Genomic DNA, 14,843 nt, shown 5'->3' on the forward strand with positions numbered 1-14,843 from the left:
CTCAGCCGGCGAAGCCGCCGCCGTCCAGAAATGCCTTCTCATCCGTAGTCGTCTGGCGTCCCAGTTGCGGATTGCGATGAGGGAAGCGACCAAAACGCTCAATGATCTCAAGATGATCGATGGCGTATTTAAGGTAGGACTGGGCGTTTGCCTTGTGCAGCTCGACTGACTTTTTCTGGTCTTCGAGGTTTTCCGAATGCTCCAGCGGCAAGTAGAAGAACACCCGGATTTCTTCATCGACCGCCATGTCATGGCCGAGGTCTATCGCCTTGGCGGCATAGTAGCGGGCGAGCGGATCGGTCGCGAACATATGGCCTGTGCCGCGAAAGCAGTTGCGGGGAAACTGGTCGAGCAGGATCATCAGCGCCAGCGCACCCTCGACCGTATCCACCCATCCGTCCAGTTCGCGCCTCGCCGCCACGAAATGCAGGTCGAGGAATTCATTCCGGAATTTCGTGTCGAACCCGGCATCCTTGGTAAACCATGCTTGCATTCCGGCATCGCGCCAGAACTTGGTGACGGTCAGCGCGCGTTGATCGGTCTGGCTCATTTCATCTCCTGAATTGTCGTGTTCTCAGTCGGCCGGGGCCTGTTTGCCTAGCACACCGGCTGTTTCCTCGTTCAGCGCCTGGCCGGTGCGGCGCGGCTGCGTCACCGGTGCCGGAACCGGCGTTGCAATGTTGCCCTTCATGAAGTTGCGCCCGTCGCGGATATCGCCGGTAATCTGCAATTCCAGGCGGGCGGCGTCGCGCTGGCGCACGTCCTCGATAACGTCGGCCACGTCCTGCGGATCGGTGCCCAAGGCTTCCAGCGTCGAACCACCAAAAACCAGCGCCGATTCGAACGTCTCGCGCATCTGGTAATCGACGCCGGCATGGATGAGTTGCAGCGCCGTGCCCCGGTCGAAGGCCCGGGCCATCACCGTCACCAGCGGAAATTCCGCCTTGACCAGTTCCGCAATGCGGATCGCGGGTTCGGCCTTGTCGACGCAGATCAGCACGGCGCGCGCATGGCCGAGGCCTGCGGCATGCAGGATATCGAGCCTTGTGCCGTCGCCGTAATAGACCTTGAAGCCGAAATCGGCCGCGGCCTGGATCATTTCTACGTCGTTGTCGATGATCGACACGTCCACGCCGCGCAAAAGCAGCGGCTGGCTGGCGATCTGGCCGAACCGGCCGAAGCCGATGATCAGCACCGATCCCGTCAGGCCGTCCGCCACATCGACCCCTTCAAGCGATTGCTCGTCGCGCGGCGTCAGGTACTTCAGCCCTATGATGGCAAGCGGCGTCAGCACCATCGAGATGATGATGATGCCGGTCAGGACCGCGTTGGCCTCCGCGTCGATGATGCCGACGGCGGCGGCGGATGAATAGAGCACGAAGGCGAATTCGCCGCCCTGCGCCATCACCACCGCGCGCTCCAGCGCTTCCCTGTGACCTGTTTTGAGGAAGCGCGCCACCGTGTAGATGCCGACCGCCTTGGCCAGCATGTAGGCAACGACATAGATTGCGACCAGTTGCCAGTTCGCGGCGACGACGCGCAGATCAAGCGCCATGCCGACGGCAAGGAAGAACAGGCCGAGCAGCACGCCGCGGAACGGCTCGATGTCGGCTTCGAGTTGGTGGCGAAAGGTCGATTCCGAGAGCAGCACGCCGGCCAGGAAAGCGCCCATCGCCATCGACAGGCCACTCGACTGCATCACCAGCGCCGATCCGAGCACCACCAGAAGGGCCGCCGCCGTCATCACCTCGCGGGCGCGGGCATCGGCAAGGATGCGGAAGAACGGGTTGAGCAGGTAGCGCCCGGCAAGGATCAGGCCCACGATCGCACCGACGCCGATGGCGATTTCACTCAGCCTTTCACTTAGCGTCGTTTCCGCTCCACCGGGTGCCAGGAACGCCACCAGCGCCAGCAGCGGAACGATGGCCAGGTCTTCCAGCAGCAAGATCGAGACCATGCGCTGGCCCTTGGGAACGCCGATTTCACCGCGTTCCTCCAGTAGTTGCATGACGATGGCGGTCGAGGTCAGCACGAAGCCAGCGCCTGCGACAAACGACTGTGCGACCGAAAAACCACCCAGAAGGCCGACGCCGGTCAGCAAGACCGCGCAAAACCCTACTTGCAGCGCGCCAAGTCCGAAAATCTCGCGCCGCAGTCCCCATAATCGAGACGGCTGCATTTCAAGCCCGATGATGAACAGGAACATCACCACGCCAAGTTCGGCTATGTGCAGGATCGCCTCGGATTCGGAAAATATGCCGAGCCCGAACGGGCCGATGACGAGGCCGGCGGTCAGGTAGCCGAGAATCGATCCAAGGCCGATCCGCTTGAAGATCGGTACAGCGACGACGCCCGCGCCCAGCAGCGCCACTACATAGAACAGGTCATTGGCGGATGCTTCTGCAGCCATGGGCGATTCCGTATCCGGTTAGAGCTTGTGGGGCATCGAGGGGACGTGACGGATGAGCCAAGATAGGGGGTAGAATCGCTGCCGAACAGCCAAAATCGGACTGGCTAGCTGCCTGGCCCTGCCTTGTCGCTCGCATTCTTCGTGGCAAAGGACGTCAGTGCCGAGAGGAAATCGCCCATACCCGGCCGCTTCAACGCGTTGAACGGCAAGGGGCGGGCGGTTTCCATCGCTGCGATGCCGATGCGCGCCGTCATCATGCCGTTGACCACGCCTTCGCCAAGTTTGGCCGACAGCCGCGCGGCAAGTCCGTGTCCGACGATCTGCTGGACAAAGCTGTCGCCGACGGCGATCGAGCCGGTAATGGCAAGGTGGGCCAGCACGCTGCGGGCCAGCCTGAAGAAGCCCAGCGTTCCCGGCCTGCCGCCGTAATGCTCGGAAAGCCGCCGGATCAGCCTTCCAGCTTCGAACACGACATAGGCGATATCGACCAGCGCGCGCGGGCTGACCGCCGTCACCAGCGAGACTCGCTTGGCCGCATCGAGGATCATCACCTTGGCGCGGGCGTCGAGAGGCCCAAGAATCTCCGCTTCCGCCAGCCGCACCAGATTGCCGCCGTCGATGATCTCGCCGCTGAGATCCGCCAATGCGCGCCTGCCTGCCGCCGTTTCCGGCTTGGCGGCCACAAAAGCCGACAGCTCCTCGACAACGGCGCGCGCGGCTTTCGGATCATCGCGGGCGATGGCGTCGAGCGCCCGGCTCTGCATCTTTTCCACTTCGGCAAGGCGGCTGATGGCAAGGAACTCGCGGCCCAAAATGACCAGCAAGGCCAGCACGCCCACGGCTGCAGCGCCTGCCGCGACCCAGCCAAGCCACTGCGTGCGTTCGAAAAGGTCGCGGATCAGCTGGTCCACCCACAATCCGACCGCCAGCGAAACCAGAATGCCGAGTGCGCCGAACAGGATGCGGCCAAGCAACGAACGCTTGCGCGGAGCCACCGCCGGCGGCGGCTCGGCTGCAACAAGGTCGGGTTCGTCGAACACGTCGATCTGCGACGGCATGGCGACGGCCAGTTCCACGCTTGCCGGGCGCGGCTTGCGCCGTGCCGGCTTTAGCTCGGTTGCAAGCTGCGCCTTGGCCGGTTCGGCGCGCGTCTGTTCGTCCGCATGAATGGGGAAGGCCGATGGCTTGCGAGGCGCGTTCATGCCAGATGGTCTCCGATCAGGAACTGCAGGGCGCGGTCCAGCCTGATGTGCGGCAGCGAAAGCGTAACGCCTTCGGCGGTCTGCTCCAGCTTCGGCGGACGAAACCTCACGAACCGGATCGCCGGATCGGTATCGTCCTGCCTGTGGCCGTTGCCCGCTTCGAACACAGATCCAGGTTTTTCCGGCAAGTCACCGGGAAATATGGCTGTTTCGGTCTTGCCGTCGAATGTCTGGTCGCCAATCGTTTCGCCGGCCAGCGGCGTGCCGAGGATCACTGGCAGCGTTTCGCGCCCTTGCTTGACCGTGCCTTCGCGGGTGGCGCGCACCGCCGCCATCGCCACCACATCGACATCGGCGCCGGTAAAATTCGCCCGTGCGATGGCGCGTTCGGCCAGACGCCGCACGATTGCCTGCAAGCGGTCGTGGCTCTCATGGTGCAGGTGATCGGCCTTGGTCGCGGCGATCAGGATGCGGTCGATACGCTTCGACACAAGGTCGGTGAGGAAATTGCCGCGGCCGGGGCGAAAGCAGGCCAGGATTTCCGTCACGGCGCGCTCAAGGTCCAGCATCGCTCCGGGGCCGGCATTCAGCGCCTGCATGGCGTCGATCAGCACGATCTGGCGGTCGAGCCTTGCAATGTGCTCGCGGAAGAACGGCTTGATGACATGGGTCTTGTAGGCCTCGTAGCGTCTTTCCATCATCGCGTGCAGCGAACCGGCGCGAGCGCGCTTGCCGGAGAGGTTGGGCAGCGGCGCAAATGTCAGGGCAGGCGACCCCTCCATATCTCCCGGCATCAGGAATCGGCCCGGCGGCAGCGTGGAAAGCGCACGTTCGTCCAGCTTACAGGCCTTCAGGTAAGCGGCGAAGGCCTCGGCCAGCCGTCTTGCAGCCGGATCGTCCGCGTCGGCGTCCGGGTTTGCCCCTTCGCTGAGTGCCCGCCACTCTGCGGAAAGCTCATGCCGCACCGGCAGCAGCGCCATTTCGAAGGCTTCCTTCGAAAAATCGTCGAAGCTCTTGCCAAGCAGAGGCAGATCGAGCAGCCATTCGCCGGGATAGTCGACGATATCGACCGACAGCTTTCCCGCTGAAAAAAGCCGGTTCCAGCCGGACGCCGATTCATATTCGATCGTCAGCCGGAGTTCTGAGATCGCCCGCGTCGAGTCCGGCCAGATACGTTCGTTCACCAGCGCCGCGATATGGTCCTCATACTGGAACCGCGGTACGGCGTCGTCGGGCTGTTCTTCAAGGTAGGCGCGGGCGATGCGGCCCGATTTCTGCGCCTCGAACAGGGGCAGGCGGCCGCCATGCAGCAGGTTGTGGACGAATGCCGAGATGAAGACGGTCTTTCCGGCCCGCGACAATCCTGTCACGCCAAGCCTGACCGATGGTGCGAAGAGCCCTACGGCGCGGCCCGACAAGGTGTCGAGAGCAATGCGTGCTTCGTCCGTGAATGTGGTCAGCGATGTGGCCAATCGATTATCCTGCGAGGTGCCGGCTACCCGATATAGGCGTTGCCGCAGCGCATTTTAATGCTTCACAGTTCAATGCCTCACAGATCGGACGGCGTCAGGAACGCCTCGAGATAGCCCTTGCCGGTTTCGGCCTCGGCCAGAGTTCCCTCAAAGCGCACGACTGCTAGCCCTGAAGTCGGAAAGCCGTAGTTCAGTATATCGCAGGCGCTGTCTTCGCCGCTGCCGGAAACCGCTGCGGTCAGGTCTTCCATCATCGGGTTGTGGCCGATCACCAGCACCGAACCGTGCCTGCCGTGTTCGCGAATGATGTCGAGATAGCCCGCCGCGTCCTCCGTGTAGAGCGTATCGAGAAACACCACGCGTCCGGTATCGGCATGCGCGGCCAAGCCTTCCAGCGTTTCCCTGGCGCGAAGCGCATTGGAACAGAGCGTGACGTCGGGAACGAAACCGCAGGCGCGCATCGCTGTGCCGGTTGCGGCTGCATCTTCCACTCCGGAAGCTTCAAGGGGACGGTCGAAATCGCGGACGCCGGGAAGCGCCCAGCCGGCTTTTGCGTGTCTTAGAAGATACAGTTTGGCCACCGGCGCTCCTGCTAGCCTCGACGTGAAAGGATTATCCATCGATAGGCGTTTTAGCAATGGAATCCGGCCATTGCCGCCTACGACCAAAGCCTGATTGAGCACAAGTGCCTTATGGCGGGCCTTGAACTGTTGATGCCTCTTACCACTGACGATTGTGTGAGCGGCTCCGGGTAGGCACTTGTGCGGCCTCGGAACGGCGAATATATAGGCCCCAAATTTGGGGCTGTCGGGTGAGTCGAATGAACCAAATCGTTACTGCCGACTACGTACCATCGGAAGACGAGCCGTTCATGAACGAACGGCAGAAATCATACTTCCGGCACAAGCTTGTCACTTGGAAAAACGACATCCTGCGCGAAGCGCGTGAAACACTGGAAATACTACAACAAGAAAATGCCAATCATCCCGATCTTGCCGATCGGGCGTCTTCCGAAACCGATCGCGCCATCGAACTTCGTGCCCGCGACCGGCAGCGCAAGCTGATCTCCAAGATCGATTCAGCACTTCAGCGCATCGATGAAGGAACTTACGGCTATTGCGAAGAGACCGGTGAGCCAATTGCGCTCAAGCGCCTCGACGCCCGTCCGATCGCGACCTTGTCGATCGAAGCCCAGGAAAGGCATGAGCGCCGCGAGAAAGTCTATCGCGACGACTGATTGCTTTTGATAAGCTAAAAACATTGGAAGTGGCCGCGTTTGCGGCCGCTTCTTTTTGTGTTTACCGCTTAAGGTTCGAAAGCTCGCCGAGCAGTCTGGTCATCTCGTCATCGAGAGACGCCCGCCCGCTTGCCTGCGGGGCGGAACGCGTTTCGCCATGTGCTGTGGCGGGCTCGGCGGCCCGCGCATGATCCAGCGCTTCGGTCCCTGCTGCGGGCAATTTGTGCACATCTTCATGCCTTGGCGCGGCGGGTCTTGGCGCCGGTGCAGGGTTTGCCGGCGCTGCTGGCCTCGCTGCCGCTGTTGTTGGCGCGGGTGCCCGTGTGGCCGGCTGCGCGTTTGCAACGGTTTGCCTTGGCGTTTGCGAAACCGACTGAGGGGCGGCAGGCGCGCCGGTTGCGCTGCTGCTGGCTGCGGTACTTGCGTGCGCCGCTCCCGCCTCTGGGGTCAGGTTCGCGCGACGGGAAGCCGCCAGCCGGATGTCGCGCTCGACGACCACATCGGTTGGTCCGCCGATCAAGAGCAGGTGCTCAATATCGTCGCGGCGTACAAGTACGAGGCGCCTGTGGCTGTCCACGGCAGTCGCGTCCATGACGGCCAGACGCGTCTTGCGGTTGCGTCCACCGGCCACGAACGTTCCGAACGTCAGGCTGCGAATCATCTTGACGATGAGCAGCACGATTACCAGCACGACCAACGCCGCGAGCGTCCACAGGATTGCCGCGCCATAACCGGGCCCCGCAACGCCATCGAGAAAGTCCAGCATCGGCACCCCCATGCACGGCTATTGGAAACGCCGCGACACTAAAGCGTTTCAACGCGCGCCTGCAAGTTACCATTCGCACGTGGTAAACGGCCCAGAGCCGGCGAAGCAGGCGTCATGCCGCGAAACTGCGCCATTTTTCGCTGACAAGTGGCCGCAAGGCCTTTTCCGGGCAGGGAGAATGTGATTCAACCGGTCCGGGTCGGGTCGGGCTGGGAATCACAAGCAGGGGGCAAATGGCCAAGGACGCGCGCGGAGATTTCTATCCGGTGCCAATCGTGGACCAGAACACGCGCCCCGGCACGGTGACGCGGCTGATCATCTTCATCGTTGTCTTGATCGGCGCGGCCATTGTGTTCGGCCTGTTCCGCGAGCGCTTCGGCGACCCGTTCCTGCTTGGCATGCTCGGCGTGCTGGCCATGATCGGCGTCGGCTTCCTGTTCGCGACCGCCATCGGCTTCATCCAGATCGCCCCGCGTTCCACGGGCGACGATCTTTCCAAGTCCTTTGTCGATTCGATGGGGCAGGGCCTGATCGTAACCGACGCCAAGAAGCGCATCATCTACGCCAACCGCGCCTATGCCGAAATGACGGGCGCTGGCGCGGCGGCCGATATCAGGACAGTCGAAGGGCTTCTCTCCGACGTGCCGGAGGCGTCCTCGGTCATTTTCCGCCTGGCTTCGGGCCTGCGGGACGGGCAGCGCGGCGACGGCGAATTTCGCCTCGGGCAGGCCATCCGCCCCGGTGCCGATCCCGGCGCGCATTGGTACCGCGCCAGTGCGCGCTCGTTCAGCGTACCGGGGCAGCGCCAGCCCATGCACGCCTGGCAACTGGCCGACATTTCGAAGGAACGGGCCGAACAGGAGCGCTTCTTCCTCGATCTGCAGAAGGCCATCGACCATCTCGACCACGCGCCGGCCGGCTTCTTTTCCGCCGATCAGGATGGCCGCATCACCTATATCAATGCCACGCTGGCCGAATGGCTCGGCATTGATCTTACCAGCTTTGCGCCGGGCGCGCTCGCGCTGCCGGACATTGTTGCCGGCGACGGCATGGCGCTGGTCCGCTCGGTCCGGCCCGATCCGGGCACCACGCGCAATGCCGTCATCGACCTTGATTTGACGACGATGACCGGCGAGGCGCTGCCCGTGCGCTTCATGCATCGTGTTTCGGCCAGCCGTGATGGCCATCCGGGGCCGACCCGCACCATCGTTCTCAACCGCACGCACGGCGAGGATTCGTCTGCGGATCTCAGGGCTTCGGAAGTCCGGTTCACCCGGTTTTTCAACTCGACGCCGATGGCAATCGCCGGAGTGGACCAGACCGGCCGCATCCTGCGCACCAATGCGCCGTTCCTGTCGCTTTTCTCGTCCGTCGTCGACCGCGATGCGCTCGACCGTCGGGTGCGGCTGGATACCGTCATCCATGAACGCGATCGCCCGGCCTTCGCCGCCGCGCTTGAGCGGGCGCGCCAGCGGCAGGCCGATATCGAACCGATCGACACCGTCCTGCCGAACAACGAAGAACGGCACATCCGCTTCTACGTCAACGCCGTCGCTGACGGCACCGCTGGCGACGGCGCGGAGGAGTCTGCAATCGTCTATGCGGTCGATACGACCGAGCAGAAGGCGCTTGAAGGCCAGATGGCGCAGAGCCAGAAGATGCAGGCGGTCGGCCAACTCGCCGGCGGCATCGCGCACGACTTCAACAACGTGCTCACCGCCATCATCATGGCCTCGGACCTGTTGCTGACCAACCACCGTCCGTCCGACCCGTCCTTCCCGGACATCATGAACATCAAGCAGAACGCCAACCGCGCCGCCTCGCTTGTGCGGCAGTTGCTGGCGTTCTCGCGCAAGCAGACGCTGCGTCCGGAAGTTTTGACGCTGACCGACGTGCTGGCCGATCTGAGGATGCTGCTCGCCCGTCTTGTCGGCAACGACATCAAGCTCAAGATCGATCACGGCCGCGACCTGTGGCCGGTGAAGGTCGATATCGGCCAGTTCGAGCAGGTCGTGGTCAACCTCGCCGTCAACGCGCGCGATGCCATGCCTACGGGCGGCGATATCACGGTGCGCACGCGCAACGTGCCTGCGGACGTGTCGAAGACTTATCCGTTCCGCGAACTTGTCCCCGCCGACTACGTGCTGGTGGAAGTCGAGGATTCGGGCAGCGGCATCGCGCCCGATGTGCTGAAGAAGATCTTCGAGCCGTTCTTCACCACCAAGGAAGTCGGCAAGGGCACCGGCCTCGGCCTCTCGATGGTCTACGGCATCATCAAGCAGACCGGCGGCTTCATTTTCTGCGAGTCGGAAGTGGGCAAGGGCACCACCTTCCTCATCTTCCTGCCGCGCTACATTGCCGAGGCAGTTGCCGCGCCACAGCCGGCGGCAGGCGACACAGCCGCCAAGCCGGATACGCCGGAACCACCGGCCGCCGTCGCCAAGGTTTCGGACAGCACCAATGACCTGTCCGGCTCGGCCACCGTGCTGTTGGTCGAGGACGAGGACGCGGTGCGCATGGGTGGCATGCGTGCGCTCACTTCACGCGGCTATACCGTGCATGAAGCGACATCCGGTGTCGAAGCGCTGGAAATATTCGATTCGCTCGAAGGCAAGATCGATCTGGTCGTCTCCGACGTGGTGATGCCGGAAATGGATGGTCCGACCTTGCTTGGCGAACTGCGCAAGCGCCAGCCGGACATCAAGTTCATCTTCGTGTCCGGTTATGCCGAGGATGCCTTCGCCAAGAACCTGCCGGCCGAAGCCCAGTTCGGCTTCCTGCCCAAGCCGTTCTCGCTCAAACAGTTGGCGACCGTCGTCAAGGAAGTCCTCGAAAGCTGACGGGCAATTCGATCAGGCAAGCCGCGTTCAGGCGGCTTCCTGCTTGAGCGCCGCCACTTCCTCCATCAACGGCCTGCTGCCGCGCAGATAGAGCGCGCAGGTCGTCCGCAGCATGGAGGCAAAATTCGGTATCTCGCCCCGGTGTTCGATCGCTTCGTCATAAAGCTTGGAAATGAATTTCGGCGTCGTCAGGCCCTGGCTGTCGGCAATCTCGTCGAGCAGCGTCCAGAACGTAGATTCGAGCTGGATGCTGGTCGAGTGGCCGCCGATGCGGATGGACCGGTTGATCTGGCGATAGCCTTCCGGGTCCTGTTCGGCAAAAACCCTGCACATTGAATGACCTCCCTTTATTTCCTGTCCCGCCGTATCACCGCCTCAGCGGCAAATCCGGGCGGCCCAATTTGCGCATCAGGTCAAATCTCACTCCCTCGCTGCGCATTGTGGGTCGAAAATCCCAAAACGGCAATTGCACTTTCACATTCGTGATTGGTGGTAACCCGCTGCCACCACGTTTGCGCGCGTCGTCTCATAATCGGATTCATTGATGAAAAGCGGCATTGAAGAGGTTTGAAGATTGGCCAAGGCAATTCACAGCATGATCCGGGTGCTTGACGAGGCCCGGTCGGTCGATTTCTACGGCAAGGCTTTCGGTCTTGGCGTTGCACAGCGCCTCGACTTCGAAACCTTCACACTCATCTACCTCAGCAATGCCGAGTCCGACTTCGAGGTCGAGCTGACCGTCAACAAAGGACGGGAGGAGCCCTACGTCCTTGGCGACGGCTATGGCCACATCGCCGTCTCGGTCGCCGACCTCGACAGCGAGCATGACCGCATCGGCGCGCTCGGCCTCAACCCGAAGAAGATCGTCGAGTTCGACCGCGACGGCGTTCGCATCGCCCGGTTCTTCTTCATCGAGGATCCCGACGGCTACAAGATCGAGGTCCTGCAGCGGGGTGGCCGGTTCAAATAGGAGGTTTCGCCGCATTGCCGTGCGGCGCCAGCAACAGCGCTCATCGAGCGCCGATAGCAAGCAAGGGAGGAATACATGGTAACCGTCTACGAAAAGGCGCCGGGGCTTTCGCGGCGCGAGCTTCTCAAGCGCGGCGGCGTCGGCGCGCTGCTCGTGATTTCCGGCAGCGCCGTCATCAGTCCTGAACATGCCTGGGGCCTCGAAACAGCCGCGCTCAAGCCGGAAACGATGGCCACGCTGATCCAGATGGCCCGAGACATCTATCCCCACGACCAGGTCCCGGACAAATATTACGCCATTGCCGTCAAGAGCCATGACGAACTGGCCGGCAAGGACGCCGCCCACAAGGACCTCATCGAGAAAGGCATAGCCGACCTCGACGCCAAGGCCGGCAGCGGCGGCTATCGCGGCCTCGGCTGGGAAGAAGAGCGCGTCGCCGTCCTCAAGCAGGTCGAGGAGACGCCGTTCTTCCAGGCCATCCGCGGCGGGCTGGTCGTCGGCCTCTACAACCAGAAAGAGGTGTGGCCGATCTTCGGCTATGAGGGCGAGTCGTACTCCAAGGGCGGCTACATCGCCCGCGGCTTCGACGACATCGAGTGGCTCTAGCCACATCCCCCGACAGTTTCACACCGGATTTCATGGGAGGACACCATGGCAGCACCTTATGATCTCAAGGACGACAGCGTTGTCGTCATCATCGGTTCGGGCGCCGGCGGCGGCACGCTCGGCAACGAACTCGCCCAGAAGGGCATCGACGTCGTCATCCTCGAAGCGGGCAGCCGCATAGAATACGAAGACTTCATCAACGACGAGTGGGACAGCTTCGCCCAGCTTTCCTGGGGCGATCCGCGCACCGCTTCCGGCGACTGGCGCGTCGCCAAGGACTTTCCGGGCCTGCCGGCCTGGATCGTCAAGGCGGTCGGCGGCACCACCACGCACTGGGCCGGCGCATCGCTGCGTTTCCAGGAGCACGAGTTCAAGACGCTCACCCACTATGGCAAGGTTGAAGGCGCAAACCTTCTCGACTGGCCGATCACGCTGGCGGAACTCGAGCCCTACTACGACAAGGCCGAAGACAAGATGGGCGTCACCCGCACCCACGGCATCGAGGGGCTACCCGGCAACAACAACTTCAAAATCCTGAAGGCCGGGGCCGACAAGCTCGGCTACAAGGAATGCCACACCGGCAACATGGCGATCAATTCCGCCGACCGCGACGGCCGCATGGGCTGCCAGCAGACCGGCTTCTGCTTCCAGGGCTGCAAATGGGGCGCGAAGTGGTCCACGCTCTACACCGAAATCCCCAAGGGCGAAGCAACCGGCAAGCTGGAAGTCCGGCCCAACAGCCATGTCGTCAAGATCGAGCATGACGACAGCGGCAAGGTCACCGGCGTCGTCTATGCCGACAAGGATGGCAAGCTGCAGGAGCAGAAGGCCCGCATCGTCTGCGTAGCCGGCAACTCCATCGAAAGCCCGCGCCTGTTGCTCAACTCGGCATCGTCCAAGTACCCGGACGGGCTGGCCAACTCGTCCGGCCAGGTTGGCAAGAACTACATGCGCCACACCACCGGTTCGGTCTACGCCATCTTCGACAAGCCGGTTCACTTCTATCGCGGCACCACCATGGCCGGCATCGTCCGCGACGAGGCCAAACACGATCCGTCGCGCGGCTTCGTCGGCGGCTACGAGCTTGAAACGCTGGCGCTTGGCATCCCGTTCATGGCCGCCTTCCTCAATCCGGGCGGCTGGGGCCGGGGCTTTACCACCGCGCTCGACCACTACGACCACATGGCCGGCATGTGGATCGTCGGCGAAGACATGCCGCAGGAGCAAAATGGCGTGAAGCTGCACGCGACGCTCAAGGACAAATACGGCATGCCCGCGCCCGATGTCTGGTTCACCGACCATGCAAACGACGACGCCATGCGCAACCACGCCTTCAAGCAGGGCATGGCCATCTATGACGCGGTCGGCGCAACGCGGACCTTCCCGACGCCGCCTTACCCCTCGACCCACAATCTCGGCACCAACCGCATGAGCGAAAAGGCGTCCGACGGCGTGGTCAACAAGCATGGCCAGACCCACGACATCAAGAACCTGTTCGTGTCCGACGGCAGCCAGTTCACCACCGGCGGGGCGGAAAACCCGACCCTCACCATCGTCACGCTCGCCATTCGGCAGGCCGACTACATCGCCAAGGAGATGGCGGCAAAGACGATCTGATAGTCCTCCCGGACTTGGTCTCTGCGCGGGGCAATGTTTGCCCCGCGTTTTTTATTCGCCCTGCTTGGTCGTTATCGTGCAGGTCGAAGCCGTGAATGCGCCGTCCGGCTGGCGCATGACGATGTCGAACGAAGCGTTTTCGGGATCGTCTGCCGTCGCCTGCGTCAGAGATACGCTGTTGCCGCCTGCCGTGAATCCGCCTAGCGGTCCGAGCCATGCGATCTCGCCGTTGGAATTCATTTCGTAATTGTAGCCCTGCTGCTGCCAGCCATAGGAAGGCCCGCTATAGACATTGCCCTTGATGGTGATGTCGCCAAGGTTGATAAACAGGCCGAGCAGGTAGACCTCGCAGTGGTAGGCGCCGTCCGGCAGCTTGCCGTCCGCGATGCCGGCATGCGCACCGTTCGGGAGGGCGAATGTCATCGCAAGGCCGGCAGCAAGCAATTTCAGGCGCTTCATCATCCTGCCTTCACTGATAGCAGCGTGACCGCTGGATGCCAGCCACTTTCTCGTGCCCAACACTTTCCTACCATTGCCTGCGCAACCGTGGCGCGTTTCCGGTTGCATGTTATCCTTGAGCTGGCCTTGGTGAGTCGGCCGCTTTCGAGTTCGGTTTGAGTGGGGCAGATCGGCAGGAAAGCAGGTGCTCTTTGGCATCAGCAAGTTCCGCGCAAGCAAGTGTTCCTAGCATCGATCCAATAGTCTGGGTGTTGTTCAATGAGTTGGGCAATCGGGCAGGGGGCAACCGATGGAGCGTTTCGTGGAGGATTATCAGAAGCGGCGGCTGATCGACCGCTTCGATATCATGACCGCCATCAATATCCTGAAGTCGCAAGGCTATGACGACGACGACCTCATCAAGGAGATCATCCGGGTCTTCTATGTCGATCTCGATGCCTACAACGAGGTCGTTCAGGCAGCGGCGTAGACGTTGCTCAACCTTCGTTTTTGCAGACCCGCTGCAGCGCATCTTCTCTGCTTCGTCATCCCGGAATTCGCTTTCGAGCCGAGCGAGGAAGGAATATCCGGGATCCATTCCGTGACATCGCGGCAGTGCGCCAAACGCTTCGGACCTTTTGCCAATACCCCTCATCCGCCTTCACTTCGTTCAGGCACCTTCTCCCACAAGGGGCGAAGGGGACGCCTGCATCGACCTCACCGCCAGGTACCCATGTTGAACGTTGGCCGGAACGCGGATGCCGACCTACCTTCGCCCCTTGTGGGAGAAGGTGGCCGAACCGAGCGGAGCGAATGTGAGGTCGGATGAGGAGTGTCTAGCGCGGGCGTGGAAGCTGCGCTCCTCTCCCCGTTCACGGGGAGAGGATGCCGGCAGGCAGGTGAGGGGCAGCGTCACGCTATCTGGATGTGGATCAATCCGCCCACTTCCCGATCCAAACTCCGCCCAACCCATTGATTCCGCTCAATTCCTCAAAAATCTTCCGTTCCACTTATCCACCTACTCCACACCTTCCCGCATAATCCGTCCCATCGCCCTTGCGGGAGACCTGGTGCGCACCGGGTATCAGGAGAGGGCGACGGTGCCGGGCTGGTCGTCTGCGGTAGGCGGCTGGGTGATGAACCCCTAAGTTCGGCCCTCGAACCGGGCGCAGTGTTGCCCGCAGTTGTCGGCCTTTAAGGCTGGAGCTGCGGCATGGCCGGTGTATCGGTTGAGGGAAGCCACCGGACGGGCGGTCGCAAGGCCGCACTAAACTACTAAACGAGC

Annotated in this window: 14 protein-coding genes; 6 read left to right on the top strand and 8 right to left on the bottom strand. The window is 62.3% G+C overall.

What is annotated here, in order from left to right; genetic code table 11:
- Position 1: 1 nt before the first annotated feature.
- The 5 genes from ACODTY_RS02765 to ACODTY_RS02785 form a co-directional block, all read right to left on the bottom strand.
- Positions 2 to 550: a DUF924 family protein gene (locus tag ACODTY_RS02765; RefSeq protein ID WP_488992762.1), complete on the bottom strand. Its 549-nt coding sequence runs from the start codon at positions 548 to 550 to the stop codon at positions 2 to 4.
- Positions 551 to 574: 24 nt separating this feature from the next.
- Positions 575 to 2,410, bottom strand: a complete 1,836-nt coding sequence (locus ACODTY_RS02770; RefSeq protein ID WP_488992763.1) for a monovalent cation:proton antiporter-2 (CPA2) family protein — start codon at positions 2,408 to 2,410, stop codon at positions 575 to 577.
- 104 nt (positions 2,411 to 2,514) lie between these two features.
- The gene (locus tag ACODTY_RS02775; protein ID WP_488992764.1) at positions 2,515 to 3,612 is read right to left on the bottom strand and encodes a YcjF family protein; all 1,098 of its coding nucleotides are present in this window, start codon (positions 3,610 to 3,612) and stop codon (positions 2,515 to 2,517) included.
- Positions 3,609 to 5,084: a YcjX family GTP-binding protein gene (locus tag ACODTY_RS02780; protein WP_488992765.1), complete on the bottom strand. Its 1,476-nt coding sequence runs from the start codon at positions 5,082 to 5,084 to the stop codon at positions 3,609 to 3,611. Before ACODTY_RS02780 ends, ACODTY_RS02775 begins: the two co-directional genes overlap by 4 nt.
- A 77-nt stretch (positions 5,085 to 5,161) precedes the next feature.
- Positions 5,162 to 5,665, bottom strand: coding sequence for a SixA phosphatase family protein (locus tag ACODTY_RS02785; RefSeq protein WP_488992766.1), 504 nt, complete (start codon positions 5,663 to 5,665; stop codon positions 5,162 to 5,164).
- A 239-nt stretch (positions 5,666 to 5,904) separates the two neighbouring features.
- On the opposite strand from ACODTY_RS02785, the gene dksA reads away from it, so the two are divergent.
- A complete protein-coding gene (gene dksA / locus ACODTY_RS02790; protein ID WP_056238940.1) occupies positions 5,905 to 6,321 on the top strand; it encodes an RNA polymerase-binding protein DksA in 417 nt (138 codons plus the stop codon).
- Between the two features lie 61 nt (positions 6,322 to 6,382).
- Here the strand turns inward: dksA and ACODTY_RS02795 are convergent, their stop codons facing one another.
- Entirely contained in the window at positions 6,383 to 7,087 is a 705-nt protein-coding gene (locus ACODTY_RS02795; protein WP_488992767.1) for a hypothetical protein, read from the bottom strand.
- A gap of 233 nt (positions 7,088 to 7,320) precedes the next feature.
- On the opposite strand from ACODTY_RS02795, the gene cckA reads away from it, so the two are divergent.
- Complete coding sequence (gene cckA, locus ACODTY_RS02800; RefSeq protein ID WP_488992768.1) at positions 7,321 to 9,927, top strand: cell cycle histidine kinase CckA; 2,607 nt, start codon at positions 7,321 to 7,323, stop codon at positions 9,925 to 9,927.
- Positions 9,928 to 9,954: 27 nt separating this feature from the next.
- On the opposite strand, the gene ACODTY_RS02805 is transcribed toward cckA, so the two are convergent.
- Positions 9,955 to 10,260 carry a ribbon-helix-helix domain-containing protein gene (locus tag ACODTY_RS02805; RefSeq protein WP_488992769.1) on the bottom strand — a complete coding sequence of 102 codons (306 nt, stop codon included), beginning with the start codon at positions 10,258 to 10,260 and terminating at the stop codon, positions 9,955 to 9,957.
- A 241-nt stretch (positions 10,261 to 10,501) separates the two neighbouring features.
- Between ACODTY_RS02805 and ACODTY_RS02810 the strand changes: the two genes are divergently transcribed.
- From ACODTY_RS02810 to ACODTY_RS02820, 3 genes are all read left to right on the top strand, one after another.
- A complete protein-coding gene (locus tag ACODTY_RS02810) occupies positions 10,502 to 10,897 on the top strand; it encodes a VOC family protein (RefSeq protein WP_488992770.1) in 396 nt (131 codons plus the stop codon).
- Positions 10,898 to 10,972: 75 nt separating this feature from the next.
- Positions 10,973 to 11,503 (top strand): gluconate 2-dehydrogenase subunit 3 family protein, encoded by a 531-nt coding sequence (locus ACODTY_RS02815; protein ID WP_488992771.1) that lies wholly within the window; start codon positions 10,973 to 10,975, stop codon positions 11,501 to 11,503.
- A 45-nt stretch (positions 11,504 to 11,548) separates the two neighbouring features.
- Positions 11,549 to 13,120 carry a GMC family oxidoreductase gene (locus tag ACODTY_RS02820; protein ID WP_488992772.1) on the top strand — a complete coding sequence of 524 codons (1,572 nt, stop codon included), beginning with the start codon at positions 11,549 to 11,551 and terminating at the stop codon, positions 13,118 to 13,120.
- Between the two features lie 51 nt (positions 13,121 to 13,171).
- Here the strand turns inward: ACODTY_RS02820 and ACODTY_RS02825 are convergent, their stop codons facing one another.
- Positions 13,172 to 13,543 (bottom strand): hypothetical protein, encoded by a 372-nt coding sequence (locus ACODTY_RS02825; protein ID WP_488992924.1) that lies wholly within the window; start codon positions 13,541 to 13,543, stop codon positions 13,172 to 13,174.
- A 325-nt stretch (positions 13,544 to 13,868) separates the two neighbouring features.
- On the opposite strand from ACODTY_RS02825, the gene ACODTY_RS02830 reads away from it, so the two are divergent.
- The gene (locus ACODTY_RS02830) at positions 13,869 to 14,048 is read left to right on the top strand and encodes a hypothetical protein (protein ID WP_056238961.1); all 180 of its coding nucleotides are present in this window, start codon (positions 13,869 to 13,871) and stop codon (positions 14,046 to 14,048) included.
- Positions 14,049 to 14,843: the final 795 nt, after the last annotated feature.

The sequence above is a fragment of the Mesorhizobium sp. FG116 genome (assembly GCF_057809835.1).

What these genes read in the sequence shown, in the direction of transcription:
- ACODTY_RS02765 (WP_488992762.1), bottom strand. Translation starts at nt 550, where the DNA reads ATGAGCCAGACCGATCAACGCGCGCTGACCGTCACCAAGTTCTGGCGC.
- ACODTY_RS02770 (WP_488992763.1), bottom strand. Translation starts at nt 2,410, where the DNA reads ATGGCTGCAGAAGCATCCGCCAATGACCTGTTCTATGTAGTGGCGCTG.
- ACODTY_RS02775 (WP_488992764.1), bottom strand. Translation starts at nt 3,612, where the DNA reads ATGAACGCGCCTCGCAAGCCATCGGCCTTCCCCATTCATGCGGACGAA.
- dksA (WP_056238940.1), top strand. Translation starts at nt 5,905, where the DNA reads ATGAACCAAATCGTTACTGCCGACTACGTACCATCGGAAGACGAGCCG.
- ACODTY_RS02795 (WP_488992767.1), bottom strand. Translation starts at nt 7,087, where the DNA reads ATGCTGGACTTTCTCGATGGCGTTGCGGGGCCCGGTTATGGCGCGGCA.
- cckA (WP_488992768.1), top strand. Translation starts at nt 7,321, where the DNA reads ATGGCCAAGGACGCGCGCGGAGATTTCTATCCGGTGCCAATCGTGGAC.
- ACODTY_RS02805 (WP_488992769.1), bottom strand. Translation starts at nt 10,260, where the DNA reads ATGTGCAGGGTTTTTGCCGAACAGGACCCGGAAGGCTATCGCCAGATC.
- ACODTY_RS02815 (WP_488992771.1), top strand. Translation starts at nt 10,973, where the DNA reads ATGGTAACCGTCTACGAAAAGGCGCCGGGGCTTTCGCGGCGCGAGCTT.
- ACODTY_RS02820 (WP_488992772.1), top strand. Translation starts at nt 11,549, where the DNA reads ATGGCAGCACCTTATGATCTCAAGGACGACAGCGTTGTCGTCATCATC.
- ACODTY_RS02825 (WP_488992924.1), bottom strand. Translation starts at nt 13,543, where the DNA reads ATGACATTCGCCCTCCCGAACGGTGCGCATGCCGGCATCGCGGACGGC.
- ACODTY_RS02830 (WP_056238961.1), top strand. Translation starts at nt 13,869, where the DNA reads ATGGAGCGTTTCGTGGAGGATTATCAGAAGCGGCGGCTGATCGACCGC.